Below are 26561 nucleotides of genomic sequence, written 5' to 3'. Positions count from 1 at the left end.
ATTATCGACATAGACGGAGTTTCTAATGCTGTAACCTCTGCTTCAGGCTATAAGCGGAAGTGCAATACCCTCGAGAGGGTAGTCGAAAATCTGCGTGAAAGCTCCCTGAGCGGTTCTTCTTAGTTGGCGTTGTTCTTGCCTCCCCGATTACAGCCTACTTGTTGGAAGAACTCACCCAGAATGAGGGTACAGTACTACATGGACTAAATAGTCAATTACTATTTAGGTATTCAATTTCTTAGAATTCTGTAATTCGGACAGAAACGCACTTCATATTCTATCCTCTTAGGTAAATCTATTCCAATTACTGTATTGATAGGATATGGGTAATGAGGTACATATAGACCGCTTACTACTATGTATGTGTATTCATATTTTTCGAGCTACGGTATTAGATGTATCGCTATAGACGTATATTATAAGCATTCATGCGACGGCAATTGGGCTTTTCATCTGGATAAATGGCAGACTCTGACAGCGAAAATAAAATGCATAGCAAACAAACTACATTTCTTTCCTCCAACCGGCGAGAATTTCTGCAAACAGCCACGGGCGTCGCAGGACTCACCACATTTGGAACAATCGGACTCACCACCGCAAAATCCGACTCCGGTAGCGTGAACGACAATCCGTTCACACTAGGTGTCGCCTCTGGTGACCCACTCCCTGACTCGGTTGTCCTTTGGACGCGTCTCGCACGCAAGCCCCTCCAAGCTGATGGTGGGATGCCGGACAAAAAGACACCAGTCAATTGGAAGGTAGCCACCCGCGAAAACATGCAACAGGTTGTCAAAGACGGGACGGCATACGCACGTCCGGAACATGCGCATTCTGTCCACGTCGAACCCGAGGGACTCAAGCCCAACACGGAATATTACTACCAGTTCCAGGTTGGTGCTGCAAAAAGTCCGGTTGGCCGGACGAAAACCGCACCAACAGCCGATATGAACGTGAACGAGTTCGACTTCGCGTTCGCTTCCTGTCAGAACTATCCCTCTGGATATTACACCTCTCACAAGCACCTCGCCGAGGAAGATCTCGACGTGGCCTTTCACTTAGGCGACTACATCTATGAGGGAGACGCACAGGGGTCCCTCGGTCGGGGTTATGAGCCGCAACACGAATGTAAAAGTCTGGCCGATTACCGAATCCGACACGCCCAGCATAAGACGGATCCAAACCTCCAAGATGCTCATGCTGCGTTCCCCTGGATCCTGACCTGGGATGACCACGAAGTTGAGAACAACTACGCTGATGAGATCGACGGCGCGCCACCCGAAGAGTTCCTCAAACGACGAGCCGCCGCCTATCAAGCGTATTGGGAACACCAACCGATTCGCCGCTCGCGGATGCCCGACGGGCCAGACATGCCCCTGTATCGTCGGTTCACTTTCGGCGATATTGCCGAGTTCAACGTATTGGATACGAGGCAGTATCGTGACGATCAAACCTCTTCTTCCGAGGAAGCAAAAGACCCCAAGCGAACGATTCTTGGCGATAAGCAAGAACAATGGCTGCTCAACGGATTCGACAGTTCGAGCTCCCGGTGGAACGTTCTGGCAAATCAGGTTCCCTTTGCAGCAACGGACAATAACTCAGATTCCGATGAAGTGGACTTTGGCGGCGGTGACAAGTGGGATGGCTATCGGGCCGACCGGCAGACTATCTTGGATTCCATGACCAAGCATTCGGACTTGAATCCGGTTGTCATTACTGGTGACGTCCACCGGAGCTTCGTCTATAACCTCAAGTCCGACTTCTCGGATCCGGACTCGAAGACGGTGGGAACCGAATATGTTGGAACCTCGATTTCCTCAGGGGGCGATTCGAGTGGCACGACGACGTATGGAGACCGCGAAAATACTCCCTGGCGGAAATTCTACAACAATAACCGTGGGTACGTTCGGTGTACGCTGACGCCCGAGGAGTGGCGTACTGACTACCGGGTGGTCTCAACCGTTACAGAACCGAACGCGTCTGTGAGTACGATCGCCTCATTCGTTACCGAAGATGGAAACCCAGGGGCAAAACAGACCACAGCGGAGGTTGATTTCACTGCTCCTGATTCGTATGATTCGTCCAGTGGCTCGTCAGAATCATTCGAAATCACCGCCTCGTTCACCAATCCAGGCGGTTCAGACGCGGAGACGGTCATGATGGAAGATATCGATCTCAACGTCTCGGGATTCCCCAACGGGTGGTCGGTCTCAGCCAGTTCCCCTACACACTTCGATGCAGTCTCGAATGGTGAGTCAGTCACCACTCGCTGGGATGTAACCCCTGACTCAACACCTGATGGCGACGTGGAACTCGAATTAGAGACGACATATAAGATCGGAAGTGAAAGCTATCGACACGTGTTTCAGGAGCAGATGAGCGAGGTGCAGATCGCCTACTGGAAGTTCGAGAATAGTAACGAGGACAGTTCAAGCTACAATCATACCTTCTCGCTTAAAAACGGCGCTGGCTACAACAATCAAGTCGCTGTCGAAGGCAAGTATTCGCTGCAATTGGACGGCAATGACGATTATATTCGAACCTCTAGTAGCGATTTTCTCCATGATGCGTTCTCCGAACGAACGGTCTCGATGTGGGTGAAGCCTGATTCGACGACGGGAACACAAAGTGTCTACGATGAAGGCGGAAGCGCGAACGGCTTGGGGCTGCGCATCAAAGACGATACATTGGAAGCTGGGGTGATAGACAACGGGAATCTCAGCACCATTGGCAGCCCGTTCACTCGGACGGACTGGGTACACGTTGCAGTGGTATTTGAGACAGGTTCGCTTACACTCTACGTCGACGGGAGTGAAGTGGCGTCGAAAGCGGATGTCGGCTTCGAGAGCGTTTCAGATCACGGTGATGAAGGTGAAATCGGTCGCTCCGGTGGGAGTTCATCGCAGGACGTGTGGGATACCACTGGGAACTACTTTGGTGGTCACATCGACGCTACGTCTATCTATAGTACGTCTCTCTCCGCAGAGAAAATAGCAGAACTATCAAATAAATACTGAACTATTTCTTCTGAATATTCGATTTTTGTAATGGTCTAAAATCTTATGAGATTGACTGGTACCCGCTCGAGAACGAGTGGGCTCGGAAAGAAAACGATTATGCGATCGAGCCGACGGGTGACATCCATCAAATTTCCCAGCGAGTACTCGAAGAAATTCGTGATGATCCCTTGCCTTTTGGCAGTGATTGTTGAGGTGAAGAGATAGCACTATTTTCAGTCATATTTGGAATATGCGTTGAATACGGGCCCATATTTCTATCTTTGTCAACGTTTATCTGTTGTATTCCAAATTTTATTTTAATATCTTGGATAGGTGCTACTGTAATGAATAATTCCGACGACCGGAACCAAGTTGATGTACCAAGCAACTCACGAACAAGCCGTCGATCATATCTTTCGTTCCTCGGAATCGGATCGCTTGTACTCGGAAGTAGCCCAGGAGCAGCCAAGAACGAGAATCGATCAATGAGGACGAAATGAGGTTGGATAGAAGATTCTGTTCTTCTGAGCCTTAATTAAGCAGTGTCATAGAGAAGGAGATGAACGAGTAGTGTGCGTCATACGTTAGTTGAATAGCGGTCTGAGGTAACACCCATAACGGTTATTCAGATGGCGTGTGTGCTGGTAGCGTATGGTCACAAAGAGTAACCAAGAGAGCGAGCTGTATCATCCAGACGACGATCGAGAGCTGAGTACCGCGATTGTAGAGACGGTCGCAGATCTGAAAGACACGGAGGTAACTGAGGCAGAGTTCCAGCTCTATAAAGATATCAACACAGATGCGCTCAATAATCTCTTTCGCAAAGACGCCACTGCCAACACGACTGTCGCGTTCGATACCGATGACGTGTTAGTCACACTCTGGGGCGATGGAACCGTGAAAATCAAAGTTGCCTCTCAAACCACAGATGGATAGGTGACGTCACTCCACCTCTTTGCCGAATGTCTACCACTTGAGACGTGTTGCCAACGGTTTCTCAATCTACGCTCTGTGATCCGCATAAAAATATAATCATTTACTGGCGGTTAATGAGCCTGCATATTCAGCCCATAGGTAGAGATATTCCCTACTCATATGTTAACATGTGTCTAGAGTGAACAAGACAGAGACAACCACCTGATGTCAGTGCTGCGCTGAAACCACCCCAGACGGAGAAACCACAAACCTATGGGAGCAAAGAGATCCGCTGACAGCCAACTCGTAGAACAATGTGACAACTGTGCTGCGATGACGCCACACCAAGTGATGATCGAGCTCATCACTGAGAGTGAGGAGAGCCAAAATGCAGCTTTTTCGCGGGAACCCTATCGGATTACAGAGTGCCAGCAGTGTGCGGCCACAAGTAAACAGCGGATGAATGATATGTAACATAGGAGGTGTTGACCCATGGCAAAGACCACTTCACAAAGAGGGATGGAGTCACGAATCGTTGATACCGGGTGTCAGAACTGCGGGAGCTTCATCACTCGAGATTTCGCACGGGTCTTCGGCGATAATCAAAACACTGTCCACGGCTGTTTGAATTGTATGAGCAAAACTGACGTAAAAGCTGGCCATGCCAGCGACCCACAACGCGAATAGGCGAAAATCGCCTTTCTAGGTACCATTCTATTCTCGTGAATATTGGTCACCGAAACGTGGTTCTTAAATGATATAAGTACTGCTTGAATGACATTAATGCTGATTTGCAAAACATGAAGAGGCTAAAACTGTAGAATATTGCATGTATACATACCACTATGACTGAGTGCGATCCTGTTGATGAGGAGCCGCCCTATACGCATGAACGCCAAGACTGTGGTCACCGTGTTGAAGCTGATGACCAGCCCGGTGGGTGCCCAAACTGTGGAGGACAAATGCAAAATATCAGCCTCCCACGCGAAAAATAGCTCGTTCATTCACAGTAAACGAGACTAAACACCGAGCTCAACAGTATGAACAGTACACGCCAGACGACCACGTAGATGTGCAATTACTCCAGAGAGAGTACTCAAACAGATGTACATGACCTATTCCGGCTCGGTTTGCTAAGCAGCCATCAAAATGGCTGGGACAATATTGCCGGGAGCACGTCGTCTTGTTCGAAACTGCCTACATCGTTACTATTGTCCTGGAAGAGGTCTCCTCGGCAAACGGATTCACTACCAAAAATAGATGAAGAAGTGGCATTTCTCGTATAGCGCATCCTCTGCGTCCTACGGGCTGTAGTCTGGCGACTGCACTTCGATTGTATCCGCGATATTATCGAGTTGTTCGCCAATTGTGGCGATGAGATCATCGAGTGTCACGATGCCGGTGAGGTTGTCGTCCTCATCGACGACCAGGATTCGGCGGACGTTATGGTCACCAATCGTGCGCGAAAGTTCCATGGCTTCTGCGTCTTCGCGCAGTGTGACTGGATCCTCTGTCATTACGTCTTCCGCGGTGAGCGAAGTGACATCATCGCTCGTAGTGATTGCGATGGCGAGATCACGGTCGGTAACAATTCCGACTGGTGTCTCATCGTCAGTGATGACGACTGCCCCAACATTTTCAGAGTCGAGTGTTTCAGCGATATCACCGAGTGGAGTATCGCGGTCTGCCGTGACGACGTCGGTCGGGCCAAGATCACCAACAGGCATGGTTCTGGTTAAAACTAGTGATGGCACTGGTATTCAAGATACTGGCAGAAGTGGAATCACTCCTCTAGACTCTCACCCACAGAGGCAGTGACTGGTGAACCATATCTGTTCTCCCGTTAGCTGCTGTTTAGTTCATGACAAAAAGTCGACATCTACCAGTTTCACCGATCCAATCACTTTGTTACTTGTTAGTCTTGCAGCCAATTCGTTTACGACGATCACGCGCAATAAGCGATGATATGGCCGAGACCAAAAACGTCCACCAGAATTCCGAGCAAACGGTTTTCCATACCGAGGTAGCTTCGGCTGATGACGGTGATCCACAAGTCACTGTTGCGGAAGTAGTGGCAGAGCTTGAAGGGAAGAACACATCTGAATTGACGCCAGTGTATGATGCAATTGATCACTTTGTCAGTAACCTCTTTTCGAGTCCACCGCCGGAGGCTGCACAAGCACAAATTGAGTTTACGTATGAGGGGTACCGGATTACGATCCATCAAGATGGAATGGCGACATTCCGAAAAATCGCGTAACGCCTATCACAAACAATTCCTGGTACTTACCCCCAAGCGCTTCTAGAGCCATTGCAGATCTCACTATCGAGTCTGCGAGCCGCTGCCTCCAGCGCGAGAACCGCACTGGAGGAATTACCATAGACGAACACCGACCCATTTACTTCGATCATGTGGGTATTGAGATCTTCGACCTCGTCTTGACCGCGTCCGGCTCTGTTTTCTCACCCTCGCTGCGCCGCCGCCTTCGTAAACAGATATGATACATCTCTAAGAAATTCCTCCCTTGCTCTCTCCAGCGCCTCAGATCGTTGATCTACACAAAATATCGTTCACGAGAAAAGTGAACACGAAGCAGTATCGGATTCCGAAGGACGCATGGAACGAGAACTTTCGTGGAGAGGGTGTGGTCATAGTGACGGGAAGCCAGCCCACCACCAGCCCTCTCGGCACCGCCACGCGTCCACCGCACCCCTCGAACCCGCTTCACGCCCACAGGCTCAAGGCAGTTCTTTCATCGCGTGACTCACCCTTAGTTATTACTTGTGTACGCAGCTACATGGGTAGTTGTCTCCCAGCTATTATTGTCGAGTGTTACTCACAATCGCCTGCCGTGCGACGCCGGCCTTCGGCTGCCGTACGACGATCGATCGGGTTCAGAACCACTTGGAGATTGTGTTCACCAGATCCACGGCGCTGACCAGCGCCAGAATGATCGTCACCACCACGGCGATACCGAGGCCGACACGCAGCCATCGCGGGTGATCGAAGAATCGCTCGTTGGCCATGTAGAGCGCGACAACTGTGATGGGGAGGCCGATGACGCCGTTGATCGCCGGCATGAGTATTCCCAGCTCGACCGGGTTCGCGCCGGTCGTCTCGATCAGTAGGACGATGAAGCCGACGGACATGACGATGAGTAGTTCGACGACCCGACGGAACGACCGGTTACCGAACGCCGGCTTACGGCCCCGCGACTGCGGGACTATGTAGCCCGCGGCGAACAGGGTCCCCGTCGCGGACGAGATCGACGCCAGGAAGACGGCCACGACGAAGACAGTGGGTGCCCAACTGCCGAGCTTCGAATGCAACGGATTCGCGGGACTCGCGAGAGTGGGGGTATGTGGCTTGAGCGTCATCGCTGCGACCACCAGCACGGCCGTACTGAGCAAGACGACGAAGCAGAGGCCGACGAAGTGATCTCTCCGATACCGGCGCATCTCCGAGAAGCCTTTCGATTCGCTGATACTCGACTGGATGAAGAAGTTCGGATAGTACACCGTGGTCCCGAGCAGCGCCATGACCATAACCAGATAGCCGTAGTTCGCCTGTATCGCCGGGACGAACCCGAGAGCCACCTTCTGGACGGGCGGCGTCAGTCCGGCGGCGATGACGATGTAGATGCTGAAGACCGTGAGGATGAACGCCGCGATGGCCGCTTCGACGCGGTTGTACAGCCGAAGTTCGACCAGCGAGATGCCGATACCGGCGCCGAGAATGACCCCGACATACAGGTTGTTCAGCGGGGTCAGCCAGACCAGTGCTGCGCCGGTGATAGTATAGTTCGAGATCGCCCAGAAGTGCATGATGAATGCGAGGAAGTACGCCAACGGTTTCGCCCTTGAGGCGCCGACCGTGTCCCGGATGTACTCCATCAGCGGCTGGTTGATGGTCGCGAGTCGCCCCGACATCTCGTGCATCCCGAGGCCGAGTAGCAGACTGAGCGGCATCGTCCAGAGCAGCGCGTAGCCGAACTTCGCCCCCGTGTTGCTCAGGATGTACACTGACCCCGCTCCGAACACGTTCGCGGTGAACAGGAGGCCGAGTCCGTACGTCTCGAGCAGCTCTTTTACCTTCTTCACGGGCATTGACGAAAACAGAGAGTGACTTCTCATGCTCATTGAAATCAGCCCAGGATGAAACCCACTCCTGGTACTGATAAAATAACATTGGCTGCAAGCGCATCCTACTAAAGGTCAGAGAGTATCTACGGTCTGAGAAACAGGTGTCACCGGGTTTCGACGCTGGTGACCTGGATCGACTGCGCGCACTCCGTCAGGGTCCGAGCCGCGTCGGGACGCGCCCGTTTCGTTCGCGTCGGCGAAATCTCGCATCTCGGGGGCGACTGTTGAATACAGAGGATGTATTCAGCAGCCCGTACCTCTCAGAATTATAGAAAGTTGCATTCACCGTATGAAATAGCGAGGCCTCGTTCCACGTTGTGAACGATGCACTTGATGACGAGTTCGCGGAACTGCTTCCACCAGATGCGTGACCGTACGAATGCTCCGAATTTCTATTTAGTTGCCGCGTTGACTGTCCCGTTCATGTTTCTTCGATAGTAGATTGACACGCTCGTCGAGGAAATCAGCTTATCACCATTGTACAAAAAGTATTATACCTTTTCGGAGGACTTGTACCTTGGACGAGGAAATTGCATGTACTGGGGATCAGATTGAACGATCACGAGGGTAGTTGCAGTCGATATACTCTCACTGGCTGGAAGCGGATCAAACAAGTTGCCTGGAGTCTGCCGTGAGTATCGATTTTGAGTTCAGCGGCAAATCCTTCGAATCAGGGAGTAATCCCGTTACTTTGCGTCGCTGTAGATACTATTGGTCCTTCACTATCCATAACGTATCACTTGAGTGTCTCCTACGAAGTAGTAACGAAATTGACTCGGGTAAATAGATGCGATTTAATAATGACAGGGGTCATAGTATGCACTATGCCACTACAGATACTCGTCCCTTTTGATAATTCAGAGCCAGCACGCGAAGCGCTAGAATACGCTTTTGAACTGTTTTCCGACGCGGAAATTACGGTGTTGACAGTCGTCGATTTATCCGACGTACATCATACCCCAGAAGCTCTTGGAGAGCTATTTACCGAGGAAGAGGCAGAAGGAGTCAGAGCGGAGGTGAAGGATCAGTTAGAAGCAGCAGAAGAGTTCTCTGAAGAGCACGGTATTACCATACAAACTGCAACTAGAGTAGGTGCGCCATCGAAAGTCATCGTAGAGTACGCTCAAACTGAGGATGTCGACCATATTGTCATGGGGAGCCACGGACGGTCAGGTGTAACTCGGATTCTCCTTGGTAGCGTCGCCGAGGTAGTTGTTCGACGCTCTCCGGTCCCGGTGACTGTCGTCCGGTGAGTTTACCAGATGCTACTTTTTATCAAGTTTAGCTCATTCCGTCAAGTCATATCATAGAATTTTCTCGAATTATTCCTTCGGTGAGTTGAGCTATGATGAGATACTTCGATTCGGTCCTGGCGGAGAAATCATTCTTCCTCTCAACCGTATATCTTATGCTCGTTGCCTCACTCTTTACTGCTAAATCGCTCGTAGAAATGATCCATGAATCATTGTAATCAGAATACACTCAAATAGCGATAAAAATAGACACGTGATCATGCTAAGTCTTCCATTCGGATACACACTTATGGTATTACTCGTGGTGATCGCATTTCTCTCTGGGATTGGTATTACGACGATTGGCCCTGGCGGAATTTTCGTGACGATCGCGCTCTATTCACTTACACCGATCTCTTCAGCTGAAGTTGCCGGAACCGCGCATGCAACCTTCATCGCGACGGGTATCGTTGGAAGTGCTGCCTATCTATACTCTGGTGAGATGGAGACGGGAGCAAGTCGTGCAATAGCAACCATACTTAGTGTAACAAGTATCGCTGGTGCACTAATGGGAGCCTATCTGAACACCTACGTACCGAGGCCGGTTTTCGGACTATTGCTTGGTGGGGTCGCAATGACTATTGGTGGAATCATTCTCTATCGCGAACGGCGTGGATTCAATCCGCTATACATGCTTGAAGCAATGACGCGAAAGGGACAGATTATACTTGGCATATTGGGGTTCGTTCTCGGTATTTGTAGCGGTTTGTTGGGTATTGGTGGTCCAGTGCTTGCAGTGCCGACGTTACTCCTGATTGGTGTTCCGATATTGCTGGCTGTTGCTGTCGCTCAGGTACAATCAATCTTCATTGCAGTATTTGCAGCCACAGGGTATTTTCTACAAGGAGATATTTCACTCCCACTTGCTGTTCTAGTCGGAATCCCGCTACTCGTGGGTGTTATTGTCGGTTGGAAGGTTGCCCATCTTGTCGATCCAGCCAAATTAAAGATTGCATTAGGTCTTATCCTTCTCTCTGTTGGCCCTTATCTTGCGCTCTAGGTACTTCCTGTTCTATTCACCGTATGTTTTATAGTAATTCGTTTGGCGAGCATTTGAACATCGACTATCGCAACGCCGATACCAGCGACGAGAACGACACCCACATGGAGGTTCTCCAGCAGTGTCAGCCAGACCAATGCTGCGCCGCACATGGCGAAGTTTAAGATCGCCCAGAAGTACATAATGAAAGCGATAACGTACGCTAACAGCTTCGCCGGCAGTTCGCCGACGGTATCCCGGATGTACTCCATTAGTGGCTGATTGATGATTGCGAGCCGGCCGGACATCTCGTGCATGCCCATACCGAGCAGCAGACTGAGCGGCATCGTCCACAACAGCCAGTACCCGAATTTCGTGCCTGTATTGCCTAGGATGTATATCGATTCCGCTCCGACGACGTTGGCGGTAAACAGAAGGCCGAGTCCGTACGACTTGAGGAGTTGCTTGATTTGCTGTATCAGCAGAGAAGACAATAGGCTCTTACTCTTGATACTCATGGAAATCAGTTCTAAATTGGGATAACTGAGGTTCAGAATATATTTATAAAAATCTACTGCTTGAATATTTTTCTCTTAGAAACCGAAACAGCGTCCGAATGGCCATTTAGTACAAATAGCTAGCGGATTTAGTATGTGGATGGACCATGACAGAGTATGACATACACGAACCCGAGTACTCAGGGACAACGACAGAAGAATGGGACTCCCCACAAGAGGAGGATTTCGAGACGAATGACCTTTCTGACATCGATAACCACTTTATCCTCTCATCGACAGGCTTTCCGCCGGATAATTTTACCGATCTCAAGCTGCCGGTCGTGAGCCCAGACGGTGCCCTCAACGAAAATGCATTGCAGACTGCTCACGGTGGAGCCCATAGTGTTGAAGCAATCGATGATATTGACGATGAGACCAAACAAGACGTGCAGAATCTCCTTGAGGATCTCTCCCAAGATGAATTCAACGCAGACATCGGTGACTAAGTCGAGTGAATAAGAGAGCACCGGCAGGACTATAGTACCGAATACCCAGCCAAAATTCTATGGTTTACAAGCTTAACTTACAGGTAAAAATATCGATTAACAATTTGTGATATCTATCCGGTTTTTCAAGTAACAATACTCGACCTCAACACCCTTTAGACAGCCGAGGCCGATCGTTCATAGCTGTATTCAACAGAGTGAATAATGTGCTGGTGATCAGACGCGAAATCGATGACCAGTTGGCGAGTGCTTATTAATAGTTAGATATCTAACTCTTTATGGAGATGATGGGGAAACAATCGGTCAACATGGTCACCTTACTTGGTAATGAGGGCCATCTCTGGCTCTTTGCCCAGATTTATCTCCTCAAACAGCAAGTGAAAGCTCAGCAAGCCCAAATCGACCACTTAGAATAGGCACTCAAGACAACAGTCGAAAGAACTGACGGGCCAAATCTCTGTGGGAAATGAAGCCGTTGTGGCGGTGTCCTTCTCGAAGACCAAGGCCGTCTCATCTGCACTGACTGCGGTGATGTCCGGCATCTCTGAGAGCCTCTCCGTCTAGAACGACAGTTACGATGACTACGCTGATCGAACTCGACACAGCTTGATTACCGACGAGTGACTGACTGGCAGCAGTCCTCTTTTTCGACGATGCATACATGAATATGGGTTCCTCTCCCTCACTATTTTATGACCATTTCTACACTAGTTTATTATCACCTGTACAGACAAAAAAGCGAAAACAGAGCTGGTAAATAGTATCAGGAAGCCATGCCAGAGACTCTCATTACGCACATCCAGGCCCTTCGTGAGACACAGCCAACGCAATACGGGCTACTCTCAACGTATCATCAGGAGGCTCAGCAGGCACTCGAAGTATGCCAGCGCAACTATCCGTGTGTGAGTCAACTCTATGAGACACTCGACGAGCCAGCGCTCGATCGGCGTATGCTCGGGAATATCCTCTCCTGCTCGTCCAATTCGGCATTCTCGGTGTGTATAGCGAGCGAAATAACAGTAATCGGTATGATTTGACCCAGTATGACCAAGCGGCAATGCAGGAACTAGCACACGTCCTCAAAACGGATATCGATCGCTAGCCGTGTTCTGCTGTCTCGATTCCCGCTGGCAGTACTACTGATACCTGGATCTGTGGTCGAGTATTAAATCCTTAATATTGATAAGTGGAAATAATTTATTAGTCAAGTGAGAACCACCGCGTTGTATATCCAGTGTGGCGAAGATTCCACCGTTGTTCAGGGCCGGATGTGCCAATGCGGAGTTCGATTACGGCATCAAAGTCTGCTTTGAGCTCGCGGATCCCTGGCGCATTTCAATCACCTGGGAGAAAATAGTAGCCGACTGCACCCACAGCGCTCACAGTTTGCTGGATCGGCTGTAAAAACGCGGCGACGTCAGTGTCAGCATCATTAATGATCGGGCGAAGCGAATCAATGTAGAGCCGGAGATCAGCCACATCAGGATCAGCTATGTCATGCTCGTATTTTGCGAGTAACTGAATCAGTGCTGTTCGAAGATCGGAAAGTTCGCCCATAATTTGCGTAATCTGGGTATTTTGGGCCTGTTGCTCTGATGGCGATACACGTACCCCCGCCGATCTCACTGGTTCGTCAATAATACTATACCTTACTTGATGACATCGAAGCAATCGAGGAAGACGTTCTTGATGGTCACCAAGTGATCCCACTGGCACACCATTGTACTGAGCGTCGTGGGCTTGAGCAGCGTCTTCGACAATCAGAAAGTTGAACTCATCAGCCAACTCGTGCAGATGCTCCATTTCACAAGGAAGTCCAAACGCATGGACAGCGAGCACCCCATCGATCTGTTCACCATCACGGAGACGCTGTTCGAGCGCGTGGCAATCGAGGTTGTAGGTATCAGCCCTGATGTCGACGAACGTCGGGGTGGCTCCACACCATCGAATTGCGTTCGCACTTGCAATGAACGAAAACGGTGCCGTTGCGATCCGATCCCTCTCTCCGAGCACAAGTGCGTGGAAGGCAGTGTGCAATGCAGTCGTTCCGTTGGCGGTTGCAATCGCGTAGTTTGAATCACAGAAGGTGGCGAAGTCTGTTTCGAAGGCATCAACTTCAGGTCCACGCGTGAGCTGGCCGCGTTCGAAAACAGTCGCAATGTGATCGAGTTCGACATCGCCGAGTGTTGGAGCCGCGAGGGGAATCATCCGAGCTACCGAGTGCAACGATAATCGATAAAAAAAGTTTGCCTGAAGGAATACTGTTCTCGGCCATTCAGAGTGTGATATTTTCCACATCGTCATCGCGAAAGAGGTACTGCAATTGAGCGGACGCAAGTAAATGGAGTCCCTGTGCGAACGACGCTCTAGCCGCAATGGCCATCAGAACAGTAAACTAGCGAACGTAGGCAACGACCCCTCTCCTCAGATGAAATCGGTCGATATGAGAAACAACACCGTTAACCAGTACGTGAAGGTTTCGCGTTGAGAAGGACGAGACGTCGCTGATTGGCGCTTTTGAGAGAGTGGCAAAAAGAATAGGGGAGGCAACCATGGGAGTCTGCATTGAAGAACGACGATGAACGACCATACCAATACAGAAGTCTACTCACCTACGGAGAATCGCCCACTTAGCGATACCGTCCTTAATGCGATTAATCGTCAGACGGGGAAGAATTTGCAAGAGGGGGAATTTCGCCTATAGATCACATTGATCCAGATGGGCTTGATCAGCTCTTTCGCCCACACGCTGACGAGCGTGTTACAGTCATGTTCAGTGCTGACGATCTACTGAATATCATCTACGGCAACGGCCAGGTTCGCATTCATGTTGAAAACAACGGTGAACCTCCACCCGAGGAATCACCGTGAGATTTGAATAGACAGGCACTACTCGCAACTACGCTGCAGCGTCGCCACGCAGGCTACCGTAGCTATCGAGGTAGCAAGGAGAGGTAAATGAGTTCAGATAGTCCGTCTGAAGAGGATATTCGAAAGAGTATTGATCAAGCTAAGAGTGGGGCTCCTGCCGCTGGAAGAGCCGTGCGACAACGGTTTTCGACTGACGAAATTTTCCAGCGTGTCGTCGCCTCCGCTGACGAAGAAGTAGAAGCAACCGATCGAGAACTTCTCCTCAGCGGGGTAGCCGCTGGCTTTGCGATCACACTCACGTTTCTTGGCTCTGCAGTCGGTGCGGCAGTGTCTTCGAACGAGTTTCTGGCAGCAATTCTGTATCCAATTGGGTTTATCTACATCATCCTAGGACGATACCAACTATATACAGAGAATACACTGCCCCCGGTTGCATTGGTATTAACTCATCTTGCATCTATTCCCAAATTACTCCGCATCTGGAGTATCGTTTTGCTCGGTAACATACTCGGTGCTGGACTTGGTGCGTTTGTCCTCGCACAGGGCAACGTTCTCGAACCGGAAACTGCTCGTATGGCTACGAACCTCGGCAAACATGGTCTTAGCGTCGGCTGGTGGGCATTATTTTACAAAGCGGTTTTCGCCGGATGGCTCGTTGCTGGTGTCGTCTGGCTCGATCATGCTGCGCGCGACACTATCACCCGCTTTGTACTCATCTACGTTATATTTTACACGATTAGTGCGGGGAACCTGTATCACATTGTAGTAACGGGCTGTGAGGCACTATATTATGTTTTCATCGGTGGTGCGACGTTGAGTGCCGTATTTACAGAATTTTGGCTTCCGGTATTCCTTGGGAATACAATCGGAGGTGTCTTCCTCGTGACGCTTGTCAATTACGGACAGACACAAGAACGACATGTGCCTACGCAAGAATCCTGGTCTCGCTTAGGTACTCGGGAATGGTTTCTCGGGACGAGTAGTGAAGGGAACTCGGAAGTCGAAGACTGATCGAAACTATATTCTCCAATAAATACATAATATTGTTCTTCTATTTTGTAATGATGTTATTCAGGTAAAATCCGAAAGATTCGACGATTATATCCACCTCTGCGTCTGTACTTGCCTTGTATTCGATAAAGTGGTTGAACGCAGATCGCTGCAGGAATCCACGACAGAGACGAGACTTGATCACAGAGAAGCGATTTGAGAAGGGCAATCATATTCGAACGACCCCGGATGGGGAGTGAATGCTCGAATTAGGCAGGAGTCTAATCAGGGATGAAGAAGACGCAAGTACAACTCGTTAGACGTAGTCTGGATGAATCCAGTCTAAGCCATCGAGTCGCAGTTTGAGCCACGTCTCAAAGTCGTCCGGCTGGTCCTCGTCGGTAGCTTGCCAGATGATGATCGCATTGAGACTATCAACACCACGCTCGTCAAAGGGTATCAACGAAGCCCATGCGCCAGGATTTGACGTCTCCCAATGGTAGAGTGCGCGCTTGCCATTGTCGGATAGCCCGACCAAATGAATCGTGCTGGATGCTCGGCTCAAGACTTTGCTCGCCATCACCTCTGCATCGCCATCCGAGATTTCACGCAACTCAACGATGTGCTCGGTGAGTTCGGCAAACACCTCTTCGCGTCCGAATGAGACGAAGTCGTGATTCATAGACAAGAGACGGGGCAACACGATATTAGGGATGAGCCATCCCCGGAGTGAAAGTGTCGTACGCAGATCACGGAGGCTTATGATTCCATACGAACAGTGGGAAAGCGGTTTGCGTGTGATGGCACTACGGTGAGCTATGGCGGCTGCGTGGGCACAGTGGGATCACGTCACGAAGATCGAACCCGATAAAGCACTTCACGATGGGGATACCTACACTGGCATAGCTGACACGGGAACAGACGCACTCATTCTCGGTGGCACCACAAACGTCACAGAAACGAGCGTTCAGTCAATTCTTGATGCACTCTCTTCTGCCGAGACCCCAATATTCGTCGAACCGACCTATCGCCCGACTAATTTCCACAGTGATGCACTCTCAGGCTACCTCGTTCCGATTGTTCTGAATGCCGATGACCCACTGTGGATCACAGGAGCGCACCACGAATGGGTTCGCACATCCGATCTCGATTGGGATTACGTGCACCCAGAAGCATACATTGTCCTCAATCCAGCATCGTCAGTCGCGACGTACACACAGGCCAACTGTGACTTGGATGGAGATGATGTCGTTGCCTATGCTGAACTCGCTGAACAGATCCTTGACCAGAAGATTATCTACCTCGAGTATTCCGGCACCCTCGGCGATCCAGCTGTTGTCGCTGCCGCACGCGATTCACTCTCGTCAGCGCGACTCTTCTATGGGGGCGGGATTCACGACTATGACTCAGCCTTTGAGATGGCGAATGTAACTGACACAGTCGTCGTCGGCAATGTGCTCCATGAGGACGGTATCGAGGCAGTTGAGGAAACGGTTCGTGGAGCAAAGGACGCGCAGCATACTTCATAACCGCGTTTTCTGCAGGTGATACGAGAGATTCCAATTGATAAGTAGCGCTTATGAAATTGAAGCATAAAACATGAGCAATTCTGTTGGAACAATGATGTCATGACAAGTGACACGTTATACATATTTAATACATCTCAGCTCAAATAAATGTATATGGAACTTACTCAATCCGTACGGCGTGAACCAACTCTTCGACGGCCAGTGATTGCCCTCAGTAGTCTATTCGCTACTGTTCTGATTGGTGAATATTTGTTAATGGAATTTGTGATTGGTGTCTCGGACGGTGTTACTACGCTTCCCGCGTGGCTCCCTCAGTTTTCGATGGTTGGAAAGACAGTCGTATATTACGCGCTGTTTTTCGACTTTCTAAAATTCATTGCAATCCCCCTGACTCTTGTTTGGCTAGGATACGCCTTCGGACGCTATCGTACAGCGAACTCAAATTCGCGCAACTAAGCGGGTCTCTTCCAATATAGTGGTAGGTTAGCGCACTATTTCAACGGATCTCTTCGGATATGAATCTTATTGAGTGCTGATCGCTAGTAGAACATATGAGCGAGAATGCCGCACTCATTGCCCGGATTATCGAGCATAATCCGGGCGGGCACAACCGCGCGACAATTGATCGCGCCCACATTGGTGTGATTGCACGCCAGCATAGCCGCTTTGACGGGGATCTCGCTGACGCGATAGCCGAGGCTCTTACCGAAGGGTACATCGAAGAGCAGGACGGTGAGTACCTCGCGACAGAGAAAGTCTGGAGTCTCGTTCCCGGTACTACTCGCTAGCGAGCCGTTCACTCTGACTACGTTTTGTCCTCTTCTTACCTCTTCGCCGCTCTTCGACTGTTCCTATTTGTGGCTCTGTTGAAACCTTCACAGTCTGCCAAGAGGTGCGTGCTGCAGACAGAGCGTCCATTCATCGTAGCAGAATCTGTGACCTGATAGAGGCGTATCTTTCACTTACTACTAAGGAGGCATTTCAATTATCAGTCAATACTCAATGGGTGGAATAAGCATATATCCTCCGGTAGTATAATTGGCACCTATGACGCAAGTCTCCCACCGCGCATTCGGCAGTGGAATCCTCCTCTTGGTTGGTGGTGCGGTAACCATCCAGTGGTTAATGAGAGTAAGCATTCTGCACATCGCCAACTCATTCAGTGCAGGTTGGATTGGAATTGATAATAAAGAATATTTTACAATCGTCGTCCCACCCGCAGTGATCGTGCTTTCAGGTGGTATCCTCTTTGTCCTTGGAGTGCTTCCGTGGTACCTTAACGAGCGTATCTTGAATTAGACCAGTTCCTCTTGCCGCTCTCAAGGAAATGGTATGAAAGATACGCGCCCTGTATCAGCACGCCCGTCGAAATCTATTATTTTCTGAGGATTCCACAAAGCCCCATTAGTATACAACGCTAACACATGAGCGTGAAATCTTATAAGAAACTGATTTGAACATAGCCAGTAACTCACACAAAACTTATCTTGGTTAAGATAGTAACTAACCTAGAAACAACGCCTGCACCGAAGCGTGAGTGATCCTCCTATGACATCGTTATCACCTCCTGACGACGCTGATCGTGTATCGCACAGCAGACGGGCGTTTCTCGCGACAGGCGCAAGTATTGGAGCGACAGCTCTGTCGGGGTGTCTCCTCCCGACGGGCGCGAGTGGGGGAAGTGTCCCATCAACAGGGCCGACAAACAGCAACACGAACGCGACGAGCGGCAACTTCCGATCGATCGATCCCAAGCCGTGGCGCGGCGAGTTCCGCAATGTCGTGAACATGGCGAAGGCAGGCGCAGATCCGACTGGAGACGAGGACAACTCACCTGTAATCCAGCGCGAGATCGGGAGTGATACGCTCCTCTACTTCCCACCCGGACGCTACAAAATGAACAGCCAGGTTCGGCGCGTCGGGCTTCGGAACCTCGGCATCATCGGCCAGAACGCGACGCTCGTTCACGGGCGTGTCAACGCGATCAACGGCTTCGATGTCTCGGCGGGCGAATTCCACGGCCCCGCCCAACACTTCAAAATTGGGATTCCAGACAATCCACATCGGGGGAAGTTCGTGTTCGGCGGGTTTACCCTCGATTGGCGCGGGAAAAACCAGGGAATGCAGGTACTGAACCACCATACGGCGGGGACGTCGGAGATTCGGTCCCTTCGCCAAGTCGGGATGCATTCGCTCGGGTGTCAGGGGCCGCTTCGAGTGAATCCAGCGACGGAAGAAGCGCGAGCCCGCGTGAACAATGTCGATTTCCGCTTTGGTGGGCTCACCTACCAGAAGACGATCAACACGCGGGACACGTACGACGGCGGCCCGAACGCTGGCCGCTCATGGGCAACGTCAGGGATTACGATGCATCCGAAGGCACAGGGCTATCTCCGTGTCGAGAACTCACTGTTCGGTGGCTGGCCGGACAACGGCATCTACGTGATCGGCGGCCAGCCAGGGACGGGTGACGGGACGGTCGACGTAGTGAACTGTATCGCGGCAAACAGCCAGGCGTCGAATATCCGTATCGGTGGCGACAGCTCACGAATCCACAACTGTGTAGTCGTGACTGACCGCTCGTTTGGCGAGGAGTTCTACTACGAGCAGCGCCCCATTCGTGTTGATGACGGAACGTGTACGGTCTCGAATACGAAAATCATCCAGAAGAAACCAACGGGATGGTCGCTCATGATTCAGCACGCCGTCCAGAAGGTCGTGGTGAAGAACGTCGAGGTAACGATCAAGGATACGCCGATGACAGCACTCGTCGTCGACGAGGGTGTTAGTCAAGCGACTGTGCAAGACTTCGTGATACACACACCCGGATGGGATGCGACAAAGGCACAAGTCATTCGGAACGGTGGAGCAACACTCAAGAACGTGTTTCTCGATGGCGAGCAAATAGCGTGAGAGAGCTGGTTTTTAGATTCGGGTGAATTGGTCGGCATTCACTGGGAAAATACTCCGTCCGTAGAGTTTGATGAAGTACGCGGCGATGAACCACGAGAGAATCACCAGCCAGCCAGCGGCCGCCCCCTCTAAGCCGAGAATGTACATCGCGATAACGCCCGTCGTTCCGAGGACGACAATTTGGATGATGCTGCCGACGAGAACGACTTTCAGAAGGCCGACGAGTATCGCGAAATGGCGGCGGAGTGTCTCTCGTGCGGTTTCGTTCGGCGCTTCGATCGAGAGTGATGGGATTCGCATCGCCTCATCCTCCATTTTCCTCGTCAGCAAGCGGGTCACCGACTAACTCGTACAATGCCGTTTTTCTATGAATGTTTTCAAGATACCCCGCAGCAGTGAGTATTCCGAGTCGATTGTGGACGTATTGGCGCGAACGGCCAGTTTCGTCGACGATGTAGGATTGCGTTGCCCGCCCACCTCGGAGTATTTCGAGAATCTCTTTGTCGACATTGGTGAGAGAGACCATTTGATTGGAATTGCGTGGAAGCATGTAGAACAGCCCTAGTCTATGACATAAATAGGTTACGGACACACTGACTCTATTCGATAGTATACGGCGTCTCACTGTGTGCGTAAGGTATTTATCTAGCCCTCTAGATGTGGTAGTGAGTACAATGGATGAACAAAAGCCGAAATCGACCGAGAGACTCATCTCTGACCGATTTCACCGATTGACGGACGATTCAACGCAGGAATATCACGCACTGAAGCGTGTGGTCGCTGCAAAATGGGGGGCAATCCCTACTCGATCCATTCGTGCTAGTGTCGGTATCGTCGCCACAACCGCGGCGTTTTCAGTGCCAGTGGCAGCCCAAGCTACCCAGGAAGCAAGCGACGTAATGTGTTCGTCCGGACTTGGTCCCGTCATTACGCTCGCATTTGGGATGATTACGATCGGGATGTTTCTGCTCGCAGCATTCCGCGGTGCAATGGCCTGGCTGAAGATGGGAAGTGCCCGTTCAGATAAGAAAAAAGAGGGTCGCGATGCGGCCCGTGGGGCAGTGATCACGTTTTGCGGTGCGTGGTTCTTCCCACTGTTCGCCGTCGTCCTCGACAAGGCTGGCGTGAGCACGCTCTCGTGTGTGAATTTTGCGAACATAATGTGAGCCTCTCGAGTTCCCTTTCTGACCATGACTTGGAAGAGACACAGCAGATGGTTTTCGGTACTCATTCTCGTCGTGCTAGTCACGTCGCTTGCCGGCCCAGTCACGGCACAATCAGCCAGTGTGAACAATTCGACGACATCCCAGAATCACTGGATCGGCAGTCCTGGCGACGGCCAGACGACAGCACCATCGAATAATTCGACGAGTGGCGGAAGCGGTGGCAACGGCGGCGGTTTCCTTGGTGGGTTTGGTGGCGGGCTCGTTCCGTCGATTAACCCGGTCGATATGGCGAAGGGACAGCTCAAAGCGATTGCTGGGATTTTCCTTGGTGTCGGGAAGGGAATTGCGAATACGGTTCGCGACAGCGTCGCAGGGATCCCTGCTCCCGGTCAACCGGACAAGCCGAGTACCTGGGTCAATCCTCAAAACGGTCTGTGGCCCGGCGTATACAAAGCCTCGGCATGGACAGCCGGTCTCGCAAGCGTCGCGTTGATGGCGGCCTTCGGGATGTCGTTCTATCGGTCGGATCCGTACGAGAAGCGTCAAGCATGGAAACGCGTCGGCATCGCGCTCATCATGGTCGCAACGACCTGGATTATCCCACCACTCTTGCTCCACCTGGCGAACGAGACCGCGATATCGGTTGCACCTGACGGTGCCGAGTTCATTCAGACAAATTCAAAACTCGCGAAACTCGGTGTCGGGATTGGTCTTGGTGCCCTTCTTGGTATTTTCCAGTCGGGCACAATTGCCGTCGGGGTTCTCATCCTTGGCCTCGAGCGGGCCCTTATCTATGTGTGCGTGTTCTTGTGGCCGCTCTCCTGGGCCTGTCGCAGCTTCTCGGGATTCTTGAAGAGCACCGGTGATACCTTCGTCTATCTCTTTGGTGTCGTGATCGTCACGGAGCTCTTTCAAGCACTCGTCCTTCGGTTGCTCGCCGATTTGCCATGGACATCCGGCGCACTCGGCGTGCTGGAGACGTTCACCCTCGTTGTTGGTGGGCTTGTCTTGGCTTTGCTCGTTCTCCCGAAGGAGATGCTGGCACACGCCAATGACGCTGCCTCGATCGCACTCGGCACCTCAGCAGCGAACCAGCGCAAAGCAGGGAAATACATCGACGAAGCGGGCGAGCGGGTCGGGCACGAAGTCCACGAGAAGTATCAGGATTACCAGAGCGACAGCGATTCCAGTTGGGAACAATCGGACAATTCGACGTTTAGCACTGGCACGTCGGCAACGGAGGAGACCGTGAACTATGATTCAGTGAACACCGCGTTGAACGCAGATGGCGGTATCGACGCTCGAGACGTGCGAGAAGAGCAAGAACGCGCTGACTACGAGCTAAATCATGGCCGTGAGATACTGCAACGCTACGACTAACCCCCGTTTCGGTTCACGCCGACATCCCGGTGCAAGGCTGGGAACGGGACTTACCCATGACAGACAATGCGGACGCACCGAAAGATCCGAGTCAACTCGTCCCACCACACGTCGATTCCGGACTTGACTATCACGGGCTCAAAGTGAACGATCTCCTCTACGGCACACCAGGTGCCGGTATCGTCGGGGTCAGTGGTCTCGCCGCGTTGTTCGGTGCCCCGCTTGCTCCGTCGTTGATGGGTGCTGGTGTCGGCGTACTCGGTGGGCTCGGTGCTGTTGGACTGGCTGTCTCATCGGGCGAGTACTCGACGGGACTTGACTGCATCAAAACCCCACTCGCATACGCGAAGGCCAAACGCGGGTTCCCAAAGTCAGGCGATGAAGCCGCCACAGTGCACGGCGTGAAACGGATCCACGCCGATGGCACTGCCGAGATGGACGACGGGCGACTTGTCGCGATGGCGCGCGTTTCGGGCCGAAATACGACGATGCAAAAGACGAGTGACGCCCGTGAAATGATCGGCCGTATTCGTGGCGAACTTGATCAACACGTGAGCGATTTCAATTTCCGCCTGTTCAGCACGGCACTGGAGATTGACCCTCGCGATGTCACCGAGAAGTATCGGGCGAAACTCTACTCGTCGGAGTACGCTGGCGAAGAGTGGAAGCTAGCGCGAGAGCTCCTTCAGAGCGTTATCACGTGGACCGAGAACACCGACTTTCCACGGTTCAACGCTCGCGAGTGGCAGCACTATCTCGTCGTTGAAGTTCGCCCAGACGAGGTGTCGGTACCGGACATGACCGATGAAGGCGAGATTCGATCGCTGCTATTCGGCGATGATGATGAGCAGTGTGACGCCAAACGCCGACGAATGCAACGAGAAGTGAAGAGCCGACTCTCTCGGCTCTCCCGTGCATTTGGGAGTACCGATGGGTGTGACACTACGCAAGTCGGACCTGCTGAGCATGCGCTGCTCCTGGGCCGATATTGGAGCGGGACAGAGCATTCCTTCGATGCCGACAGTGTGACGAAGGACGTCGATGCAGCAGTGTGGCCACATAGCGCCGAGGACGGCGACAGTCCACGTCCTGAAGCCGTGGATGCGACCGACACACCATCGACAGGAGTAGCGGACGTTGCGACGGTCGAAGCGACAACAGACGGCGGCACTGTCTCGCAACCAGTCGCAACGAGCACGCATGTTGACGAGGACGCCAACGAAGAAACGTCGTTCCTCGCACGAGTCCGTGAAGGCCTCCTCGCGCCACTCGCCAGCGACGAAGACGAGACAAACGGACTGGCCTACGATCGGGTACAGGAACTCCTCGCGCCACAAACGTTCGACGCTCGCGATGGCTACGTTCGGACAGGCCAGCAGTACTGTCGGACCTACTGGATCGCCGATTGGCCGGTTGAACCCCGAGAGAAGTTCCTCGAAGACATCTACACCATGCGAGGCGTAGACGTTGATGTTTGCTTAGACATCCGGGCACGGGACAAGCGGGCGACGGAACTCGAATTGAAAGACACCATCGGAGAGATCGACGCGAACATCGATGAGCGCAAAGATGTGAGTGACGTCTCGGCGATTCTCGTCGAGGACGACCTCGACCCGTACGTGAAGATGTACAAACTCCTCCACCACACGCAAGCCCAACCGTGGGATTTGAGCGGCTACGTGACGGTTCGGGCTGGCACCCGGCAGGCGTTGGATGAAGCCGAGGAGCGTATCAAGGAGGGCCTAGCGAGTGAAGACGAACTAACCCTGGATATTGTCAAACACCGAGCGCTCGAAAGCGCCTGCGAGAAAGTGACCGGTACGCTCGAGAGTGCTCCCGCTCATCTAACGGTGCTGGCACCAGAACAGCGACAAGCCGAACTCTTCGAATCCTGTTCACCGAACAGTCGGGACGCGTTCGCCGACGTCTCGACGCGCGAACGCTACTCGCTGACGCTGTCGGGGACGATCGCCGCGGCCTTTCCGCCGGTATCCGCCTATATCGACCAGGAGGACGGCGTCGAGCAGGGCCGCAACGTCCAGAACGGCAGCGAAATCATCAAGGACCAGTTCTCAGTGGCACCCGGCCACCGGCTGACGATCGGGAACTCCGGCAGCGGGAAATCCTACCATGTCGGCAAGCAGGCCACCCGCTGGTATCTGGCTGGCGAGGATCGGACGCTCATTTTGTGCGATACGATGGGCGAGTTCGGGAGTCTCATTGAACTGCTCAACGGCCAACACATCACAGTGGACGGGTCACAGACCATCAACCCGCTGCATATCGAGGAGACGCCGGAAGCGGCGCTGGCAGCATCGGGGAATCTAGATCCGTACGATATGAAGTTCACCGAGGCGCGCAACTTCATTCTCGACATGATTGGCGACGAAGCCGGCGAGTTTGCCCCGTTCGTCTCCGATGCACTGAACGCGACATATGAACAGGCGGGTGTGCTGAAAGCGGACGTCACCACGCACAAAGCCGAGAACAGTCCAACGATGGCCGATTTCCGGGAGATCGTCAACGACATGGGCGAAAACCCGGGCGAGTACGTCGATTCAGAACTGGAGAAGGCACAGATCAAAGAGAACGCGGGCCCGCTCCTTCGCCGCCTCAGTGGTTTCAAAGCGGGCGGCGAACACGACGCACTCGTCGGGGAATCGGAAGCCCACATTCGCCCGGGTGAAGTGTCGTACCTCGATCTTAAACAGATCCAAGGCCTCGGTGCGGCGGCGGACAAAGCGACGATGCTCCAGCTGATGCTCGGACAGGTCTATCAGGCCGTGAAACGAGCGCCGAGCAAGACGCTGTTCGTGATTGATGAGGCGCACTACCTCTTCCAATCGAAGGAAATTCTCGCGTGGCTCCAACAGTCGGCGCGCCACTGGCGGCACTTCAACGCCGGGCTCTGGTTCCTCTCGCACCGCCCGAGCGACTTCGCGAGCGCTGACGACAAGGACATGCAAGAGTCAAAACGCGCCATTCTCGGCCAGGTTCCGACAACCGAGTTCTTCTACACGGACAAGCTGGAAGAAGACGACGCGAAGAAGCGCTTCGGAATGAACGACGAGCAACTGCACTTCATTACCAGCCAGGCGAAACGCGGGGAGGACGGCCTGGGGTATACGGATTATCTCGTCGATTACGCGGACGTCGAAGGGTGGATGCACGCCCAAGAACGGGCTTCGCCCTTCGAGGACGTGATCTATAGCTACAAAGCGAGCGAGGACGGGCCGTTTCGGCCGTACATCGAAGACGAATGGGGGGAAATCTGATGGGCCTGTTCGGCAGCGACGACGGCGCCAGCGAATACACCGCGGTGCAGCTCGACGAGTCGTACACCCAAACCGTAGACGAGACGCCGGGTGTGTTGCTCGCCATTCGGCCCTACAAAGACAACCAGGGCATCGTCGACGGCGCCGCGATGCTCCAATCGCTCCACGACGTGCGGACGAAGGGGTTCCGGAGCAAAAACGTCAGTCAGCACCACTCCTTTGAGTTGTGGTTCGATGAGGCGAAACTCAAATTCTACATACACGCCGCCGATGAGGACGCCGCCGACAAGTTCCGCCGGCGTGTCGCAAACAGCTACTCGAACACCCAGGTATTTTGGGTGGAAGGTGGCAATGCATTCCCGCAAATCCGCCCAGACGACTATATCGCCGGCGCGGAACTCGACTTGAACCGTCACTACTACTACCCGATTCGTAACCATCAGGGCGAAGGTTTCGAGCGCGATCCGTACGGCGAAGTGACGAGCGAGATGCTCACGACGCCGGAGACGCGCGTTGTCGTGCAGGTTGTCTTTCGGCCGGCGAAAAACGACTGGACCGAAGGCGACGGCGGGCTCTTGTCCCGGGATGAGGGCGTCGATGACGTCGCCGAAGGGCTCCGGTCGGACCAGGTCGTCGGGTGGCTGAATCCCCGTACTCGTGACGCGAGCAAGAAAGACCGCGAAGCGGCGGATATCGTCGAAATGCAGCGAGGACAGTACGGTTTTCACACCAACATGCGGATTCTCGCCGCTTCGCCGGACAAGTACGAAGCCGAATCCCGAGCGCGGGGTGTGGCGGGGATGTTCACCCGCTACTACAACACCATGACCGAGCAGGGCTTCACCGACGCGCCTGTCCCGACCAGCGATCACCCCGCGTTCATCGAGAAGCTTCACACTCGGGAGTGGGAAGACCGCGAGATGATTCTCTCGGTGAACGAACTCGCTGGGGCGGCGCATATCCCGAACAAAGAGATCGAGACGCCGAAAATCGACTGGCGCTACGCCCAACGCGGCGGTGAAGTGCCGGCCGACAGTCAACGAGAAGAGTAACAGCGGCGACGCTCCCCCCGTTTCCCGGACGGTCGACGCCGTCACTTCGGTGCAAGT

26 protein-coding genes are annotated in these 26561 nt (G+C 52.6%); 19 read left to right on the top strand and 7 right to left on the bottom strand.

Annotated features, from left to right (window positions below):
* The first annotated feature begins 461 nt into the window (after positions 1 to 461).
* From LIW51_RS31755 to LIW51_RS31740, 5 genes are all read left to right on the top strand, one after another.
* A complete protein-coding gene (locus LIW51_RS31755) occupies positions 462 to 3014 on the top strand; it encodes an alkaline phosphatase D family protein (protein WP_227380039.1) in 2553 nt (850 codons plus the stop codon).
* Positions 3015 to 3647: 633 nt separating this feature from the next.
* Positions 3648 to 3932 carry a HalOD1 output domain-containing protein gene (locus LIW51_RS31750; RefSeq protein WP_227380038.1) on the top strand — a complete coding sequence of 95 codons (285 nt, stop codon included), beginning with the start codon at positions 3648 to 3650 and terminating at the stop codon, positions 3930 to 3932.
* 252 nt (positions 3933 to 4184) lie between these two features.
* Entirely contained in the window at positions 4185 to 4385 is a 201-nt protein-coding gene (locus LIW51_RS31745; protein ID WP_227380037.1) for a DUF7835 family putative zinc beta-ribbon protein, read from the top strand.
* An 18-nt stretch (positions 4386 to 4403) separates the two neighbouring features.
* Positions 4404 to 4598 carry a DUF7563 family protein gene (locus tag LIW51_RS40170; protein ID WP_438267481.1) on the top strand — a complete coding sequence of 65 codons (195 nt, stop codon included), beginning with the start codon at positions 4404 to 4406 and terminating at the stop codon, positions 4596 to 4598.
* A 158-nt stretch (positions 4599 to 4756) separates the two neighbouring features.
* Positions 4757 to 4906, top strand: coding sequence for a rubrerythrin-like domain-containing protein (locus LIW51_RS31740; RefSeq protein WP_227380036.1), 150 nt, complete (start codon positions 4757 to 4759; stop codon positions 4904 to 4906).
* Positions 4907 to 5212: 306 nt separating this feature from the next.
* On the opposite strand, the gene LIW51_RS31735 is transcribed toward LIW51_RS31740, so the two are convergent.
* Positions 5213 to 5638, bottom strand: coding sequence for a CBS domain-containing protein (locus LIW51_RS31735; RefSeq protein ID WP_227380035.1), 426 nt, complete (start codon positions 5636 to 5638; stop codon positions 5213 to 5215).
* Between the two features lie 239 nt (positions 5639 to 5877).
* On the opposite strand from LIW51_RS31735, the gene LIW51_RS31730 reads away from it, so the two are divergent.
* Positions 5878 to 6171 carry a HalOD1 output domain-containing protein gene (locus tag LIW51_RS31730; RefSeq protein ID WP_227380034.1) on the top strand — a complete coding sequence of 98 codons (294 nt, stop codon included), beginning with the start codon at positions 5878 to 5880 and terminating at the stop codon, positions 6169 to 6171.
* A gap of 635 nt (positions 6172 to 6806) precedes the next feature.
* Here the strand turns inward: LIW51_RS31730 and LIW51_RS31725 are convergent.
* Positions 6807 to 8018 carry an NRAMP family divalent metal transporter gene (locus LIW51_RS31725; RefSeq protein WP_227380033.1) on the bottom strand — a complete coding sequence of 404 codons (1212 nt, stop codon included), beginning with the start codon at positions 8016 to 8018 and terminating at the stop codon, positions 6807 to 6809.
* Between the two features lie 836 nt (positions 8019 to 8854).
* Between LIW51_RS31725 and LIW51_RS31720 the strand changes: the two genes are divergently transcribed.
* Positions 8855 to 9307 (top strand): universal stress protein, encoded by a 453-nt coding sequence (locus tag LIW51_RS31720; protein WP_227380032.1) that lies wholly within the window; start codon positions 8855 to 8857, stop codon positions 9305 to 9307.
* Between the two features lie 259 nt (positions 9308 to 9566).
* Entirely contained in the window at positions 9567 to 10346 is a 780-nt protein-coding gene (locus LIW51_RS31715; RefSeq protein ID WP_227380031.1) for a sulfite exporter TauE/SafE family protein, read from the top strand.
* Here the strand turns inward: LIW51_RS31715 and LIW51_RS31710 are convergent.
* Positions 10343 to 10843 (bottom strand): divalent metal cation transporter, encoded by a 501-nt coding sequence (locus tag LIW51_RS31710; protein ID WP_227380030.1) that lies wholly within the window; start codon positions 10841 to 10843, stop codon positions 10343 to 10345. The genes LIW51_RS31715 and LIW51_RS31710 overlap by 4 nt on opposite strands.
* Before the next feature lie 146 nt (positions 10844 to 10989).
* Between LIW51_RS31710 and LIW51_RS31705 the strand changes: the two genes are divergently transcribed.
* Positions 10990 to 11328 carry a hypothetical protein gene (locus LIW51_RS31705; protein WP_227380029.1) on the top strand — a complete coding sequence of 113 codons (339 nt, stop codon included), beginning with the start codon at positions 10990 to 10992 and terminating at the stop codon, positions 11326 to 11328.
* A gap of 1335 nt (positions 11329 to 12663) precedes the next feature.
* Here LIW51_RS31705 and LIW51_RS31700 read toward each other — a convergent pair.
* Entirely contained in the window at positions 12664 to 13536 is an 873-nt protein-coding gene (locus tag LIW51_RS31700) for a DegT/DnrJ/EryC1/StrS family aminotransferase (RefSeq protein WP_227380028.1), read from the bottom strand.
* Positions 13537 to 14019: 483 nt separating this feature from the next.
* Between LIW51_RS31700 and LIW51_RS39630 the strand changes: the two genes are divergently transcribed.
* A complete protein-coding gene (locus LIW51_RS39630; RefSeq protein WP_368411901.1) occupies positions 14020 to 14199 on the top strand; it encodes a HalOD1 output domain-containing protein in 180 nt (59 codons plus the stop codon).
* An 87-nt stretch (positions 14200 to 14286) separates the two neighbouring features.
* Complete coding sequence (locus LIW51_RS31690) at positions 14287 to 15210, top strand: formate/nitrite transporter family protein (protein WP_227380027.1); 924 nt, start codon at positions 14287 to 14289, stop codon at positions 15208 to 15210.
* A 295-nt stretch (positions 15211 to 15505) separates the two neighbouring features.
* Here LIW51_RS31690 and LIW51_RS31685 read toward each other — a convergent pair whose 3' ends face one another.
* Positions 15506 to 15871, bottom strand: a complete 366-nt coding sequence (locus LIW51_RS31685) for a hypothetical protein (RefSeq protein WP_227380026.1) — start codon at positions 15869 to 15871, stop codon at positions 15506 to 15508.
* A 136-nt stretch (positions 15872 to 16007) separates the two neighbouring features.
* On the opposite strand from LIW51_RS31685, the gene LIW51_RS31680 reads away from it, so the two are divergent.
* The 4 genes from LIW51_RS31680 (at position 16008) to LIW51_RS31665 (ending at position 19631) form a co-directional block, all read left to right on the top strand.
* Complete coding sequence (locus LIW51_RS31680) at positions 16008 to 16718, top strand: phosphoglycerol geranylgeranyltransferase (RefSeq protein WP_227380025.1); 711 nt, start codon at positions 16008 to 16010, stop codon at positions 16716 to 16718.
* Between the two features lie 551 nt (positions 16719 to 17269).
* The gene (locus tag LIW51_RS31675; protein ID WP_227380024.1) at positions 17270 to 17506 is read left to right on the top strand and encodes a hypothetical protein; all 237 of its coding nucleotides are present in this window, start codon (positions 17270 to 17272) and stop codon (positions 17504 to 17506) included.
* 259 nt (positions 17507 to 17765) lie between these two features.
* Entirely contained in the window at positions 17766 to 18017 is a 252-nt protein-coding gene (locus tag LIW51_RS31670; RefSeq protein WP_227380023.1) for a hypothetical protein, read from the top strand.
* Positions 18018 to 18266: 249 nt separating this feature from the next.
* Positions 18267 to 19631: a hypothetical protein gene (locus tag LIW51_RS31665; protein WP_227380022.1), complete on the top strand. Its 1365-nt coding sequence runs from the start codon at positions 18267 to 18269 to the stop codon at positions 19629 to 19631.
* Between the two features lie 12 nt (positions 19632 to 19643).
* On the opposite strand, the gene LIW51_RS31660 is transcribed toward LIW51_RS31665, so the two are convergent.
* Both LIW51_RS31660 and LIW51_RS31655 read right to left on the bottom strand, forming a co-directional pair.
* Positions 19644 to 19946, bottom strand: a complete 303-nt coding sequence (locus tag LIW51_RS31660; protein ID WP_227380021.1) for a hypothetical protein — start codon at positions 19944 to 19946, stop codon at positions 19644 to 19646.
* The gene (locus tag LIW51_RS31655) at positions 19936 to 20181 is read right to left on the bottom strand and encodes a helix-turn-helix transcriptional regulator (RefSeq protein WP_227380020.1); all 246 of its coding nucleotides are present in this window, start codon (positions 20179 to 20181) and stop codon (positions 19936 to 19938) included. Before LIW51_RS31655 ends, LIW51_RS31660 begins: the two co-directional genes overlap by 11 nt.
* Before the next feature lie 124 nt (positions 20182 to 20305).
* On the opposite strand from LIW51_RS31655, the gene LIW51_RS31650 reads away from it, so the two are divergent.
* Genes LIW51_RS31650 through LIW51_RS31635 form a run of 4 tightly spaced genes read left to right on the top strand, consistent with a single transcriptional unit; the run spans position 20306 to position 26504 of the window.
* On the top strand, positions 20306 to 20797 hold the full coding sequence (locus LIW51_RS31650; RefSeq protein WP_227380019.1) for a hypothetical protein: 492 nt from the start codon (positions 20306 to 20308) through the stop codon (positions 20795 to 20797).
* Between the two features lie 24 nt (positions 20798 to 20821).
* Entirely contained in the window at positions 20822 to 22177 is a 1356-nt protein-coding gene (locus LIW51_RS31645; protein ID WP_227380018.1) for a TrbL/VirB6 family protein, read from the top strand.
* 56 nt (positions 22178 to 22233) lie between these two features.
* Positions 22234 to 25452 carry a VirB4 family type IV secretion system protein gene (locus LIW51_RS31640; protein ID WP_227380017.1) on the top strand — a complete coding sequence of 1073 codons (3219 nt, stop codon included), beginning with the start codon at positions 22234 to 22236 and terminating at the stop codon, positions 25450 to 25452.
* Positions 25437 to 26504 carry a DUF8128 domain-containing protein gene (locus LIW51_RS31635; protein WP_227380016.1) on the top strand — a complete coding sequence of 356 codons (1068 nt, stop codon included), beginning with the start codon at positions 25437 to 25439 and terminating at the stop codon, positions 26502 to 26504. Before LIW51_RS31640 ends, LIW51_RS31635 begins: the two co-directional genes overlap by 16 nt.
* Positions 26505 to 26561 lie beyond the last annotated feature (57 nt).

The organism is Haladaptatus halobius, from assembly GCF_020618475.1.
Lineage (GTDB): Archaea > Halobacteriota > Halobacteria > Halobacteriales > Haladaptataceae > Haladaptatus > Haladaptatus halobius.
This window is presented reverse-complemented; position numbering and strand designations above follow the sequence as displayed.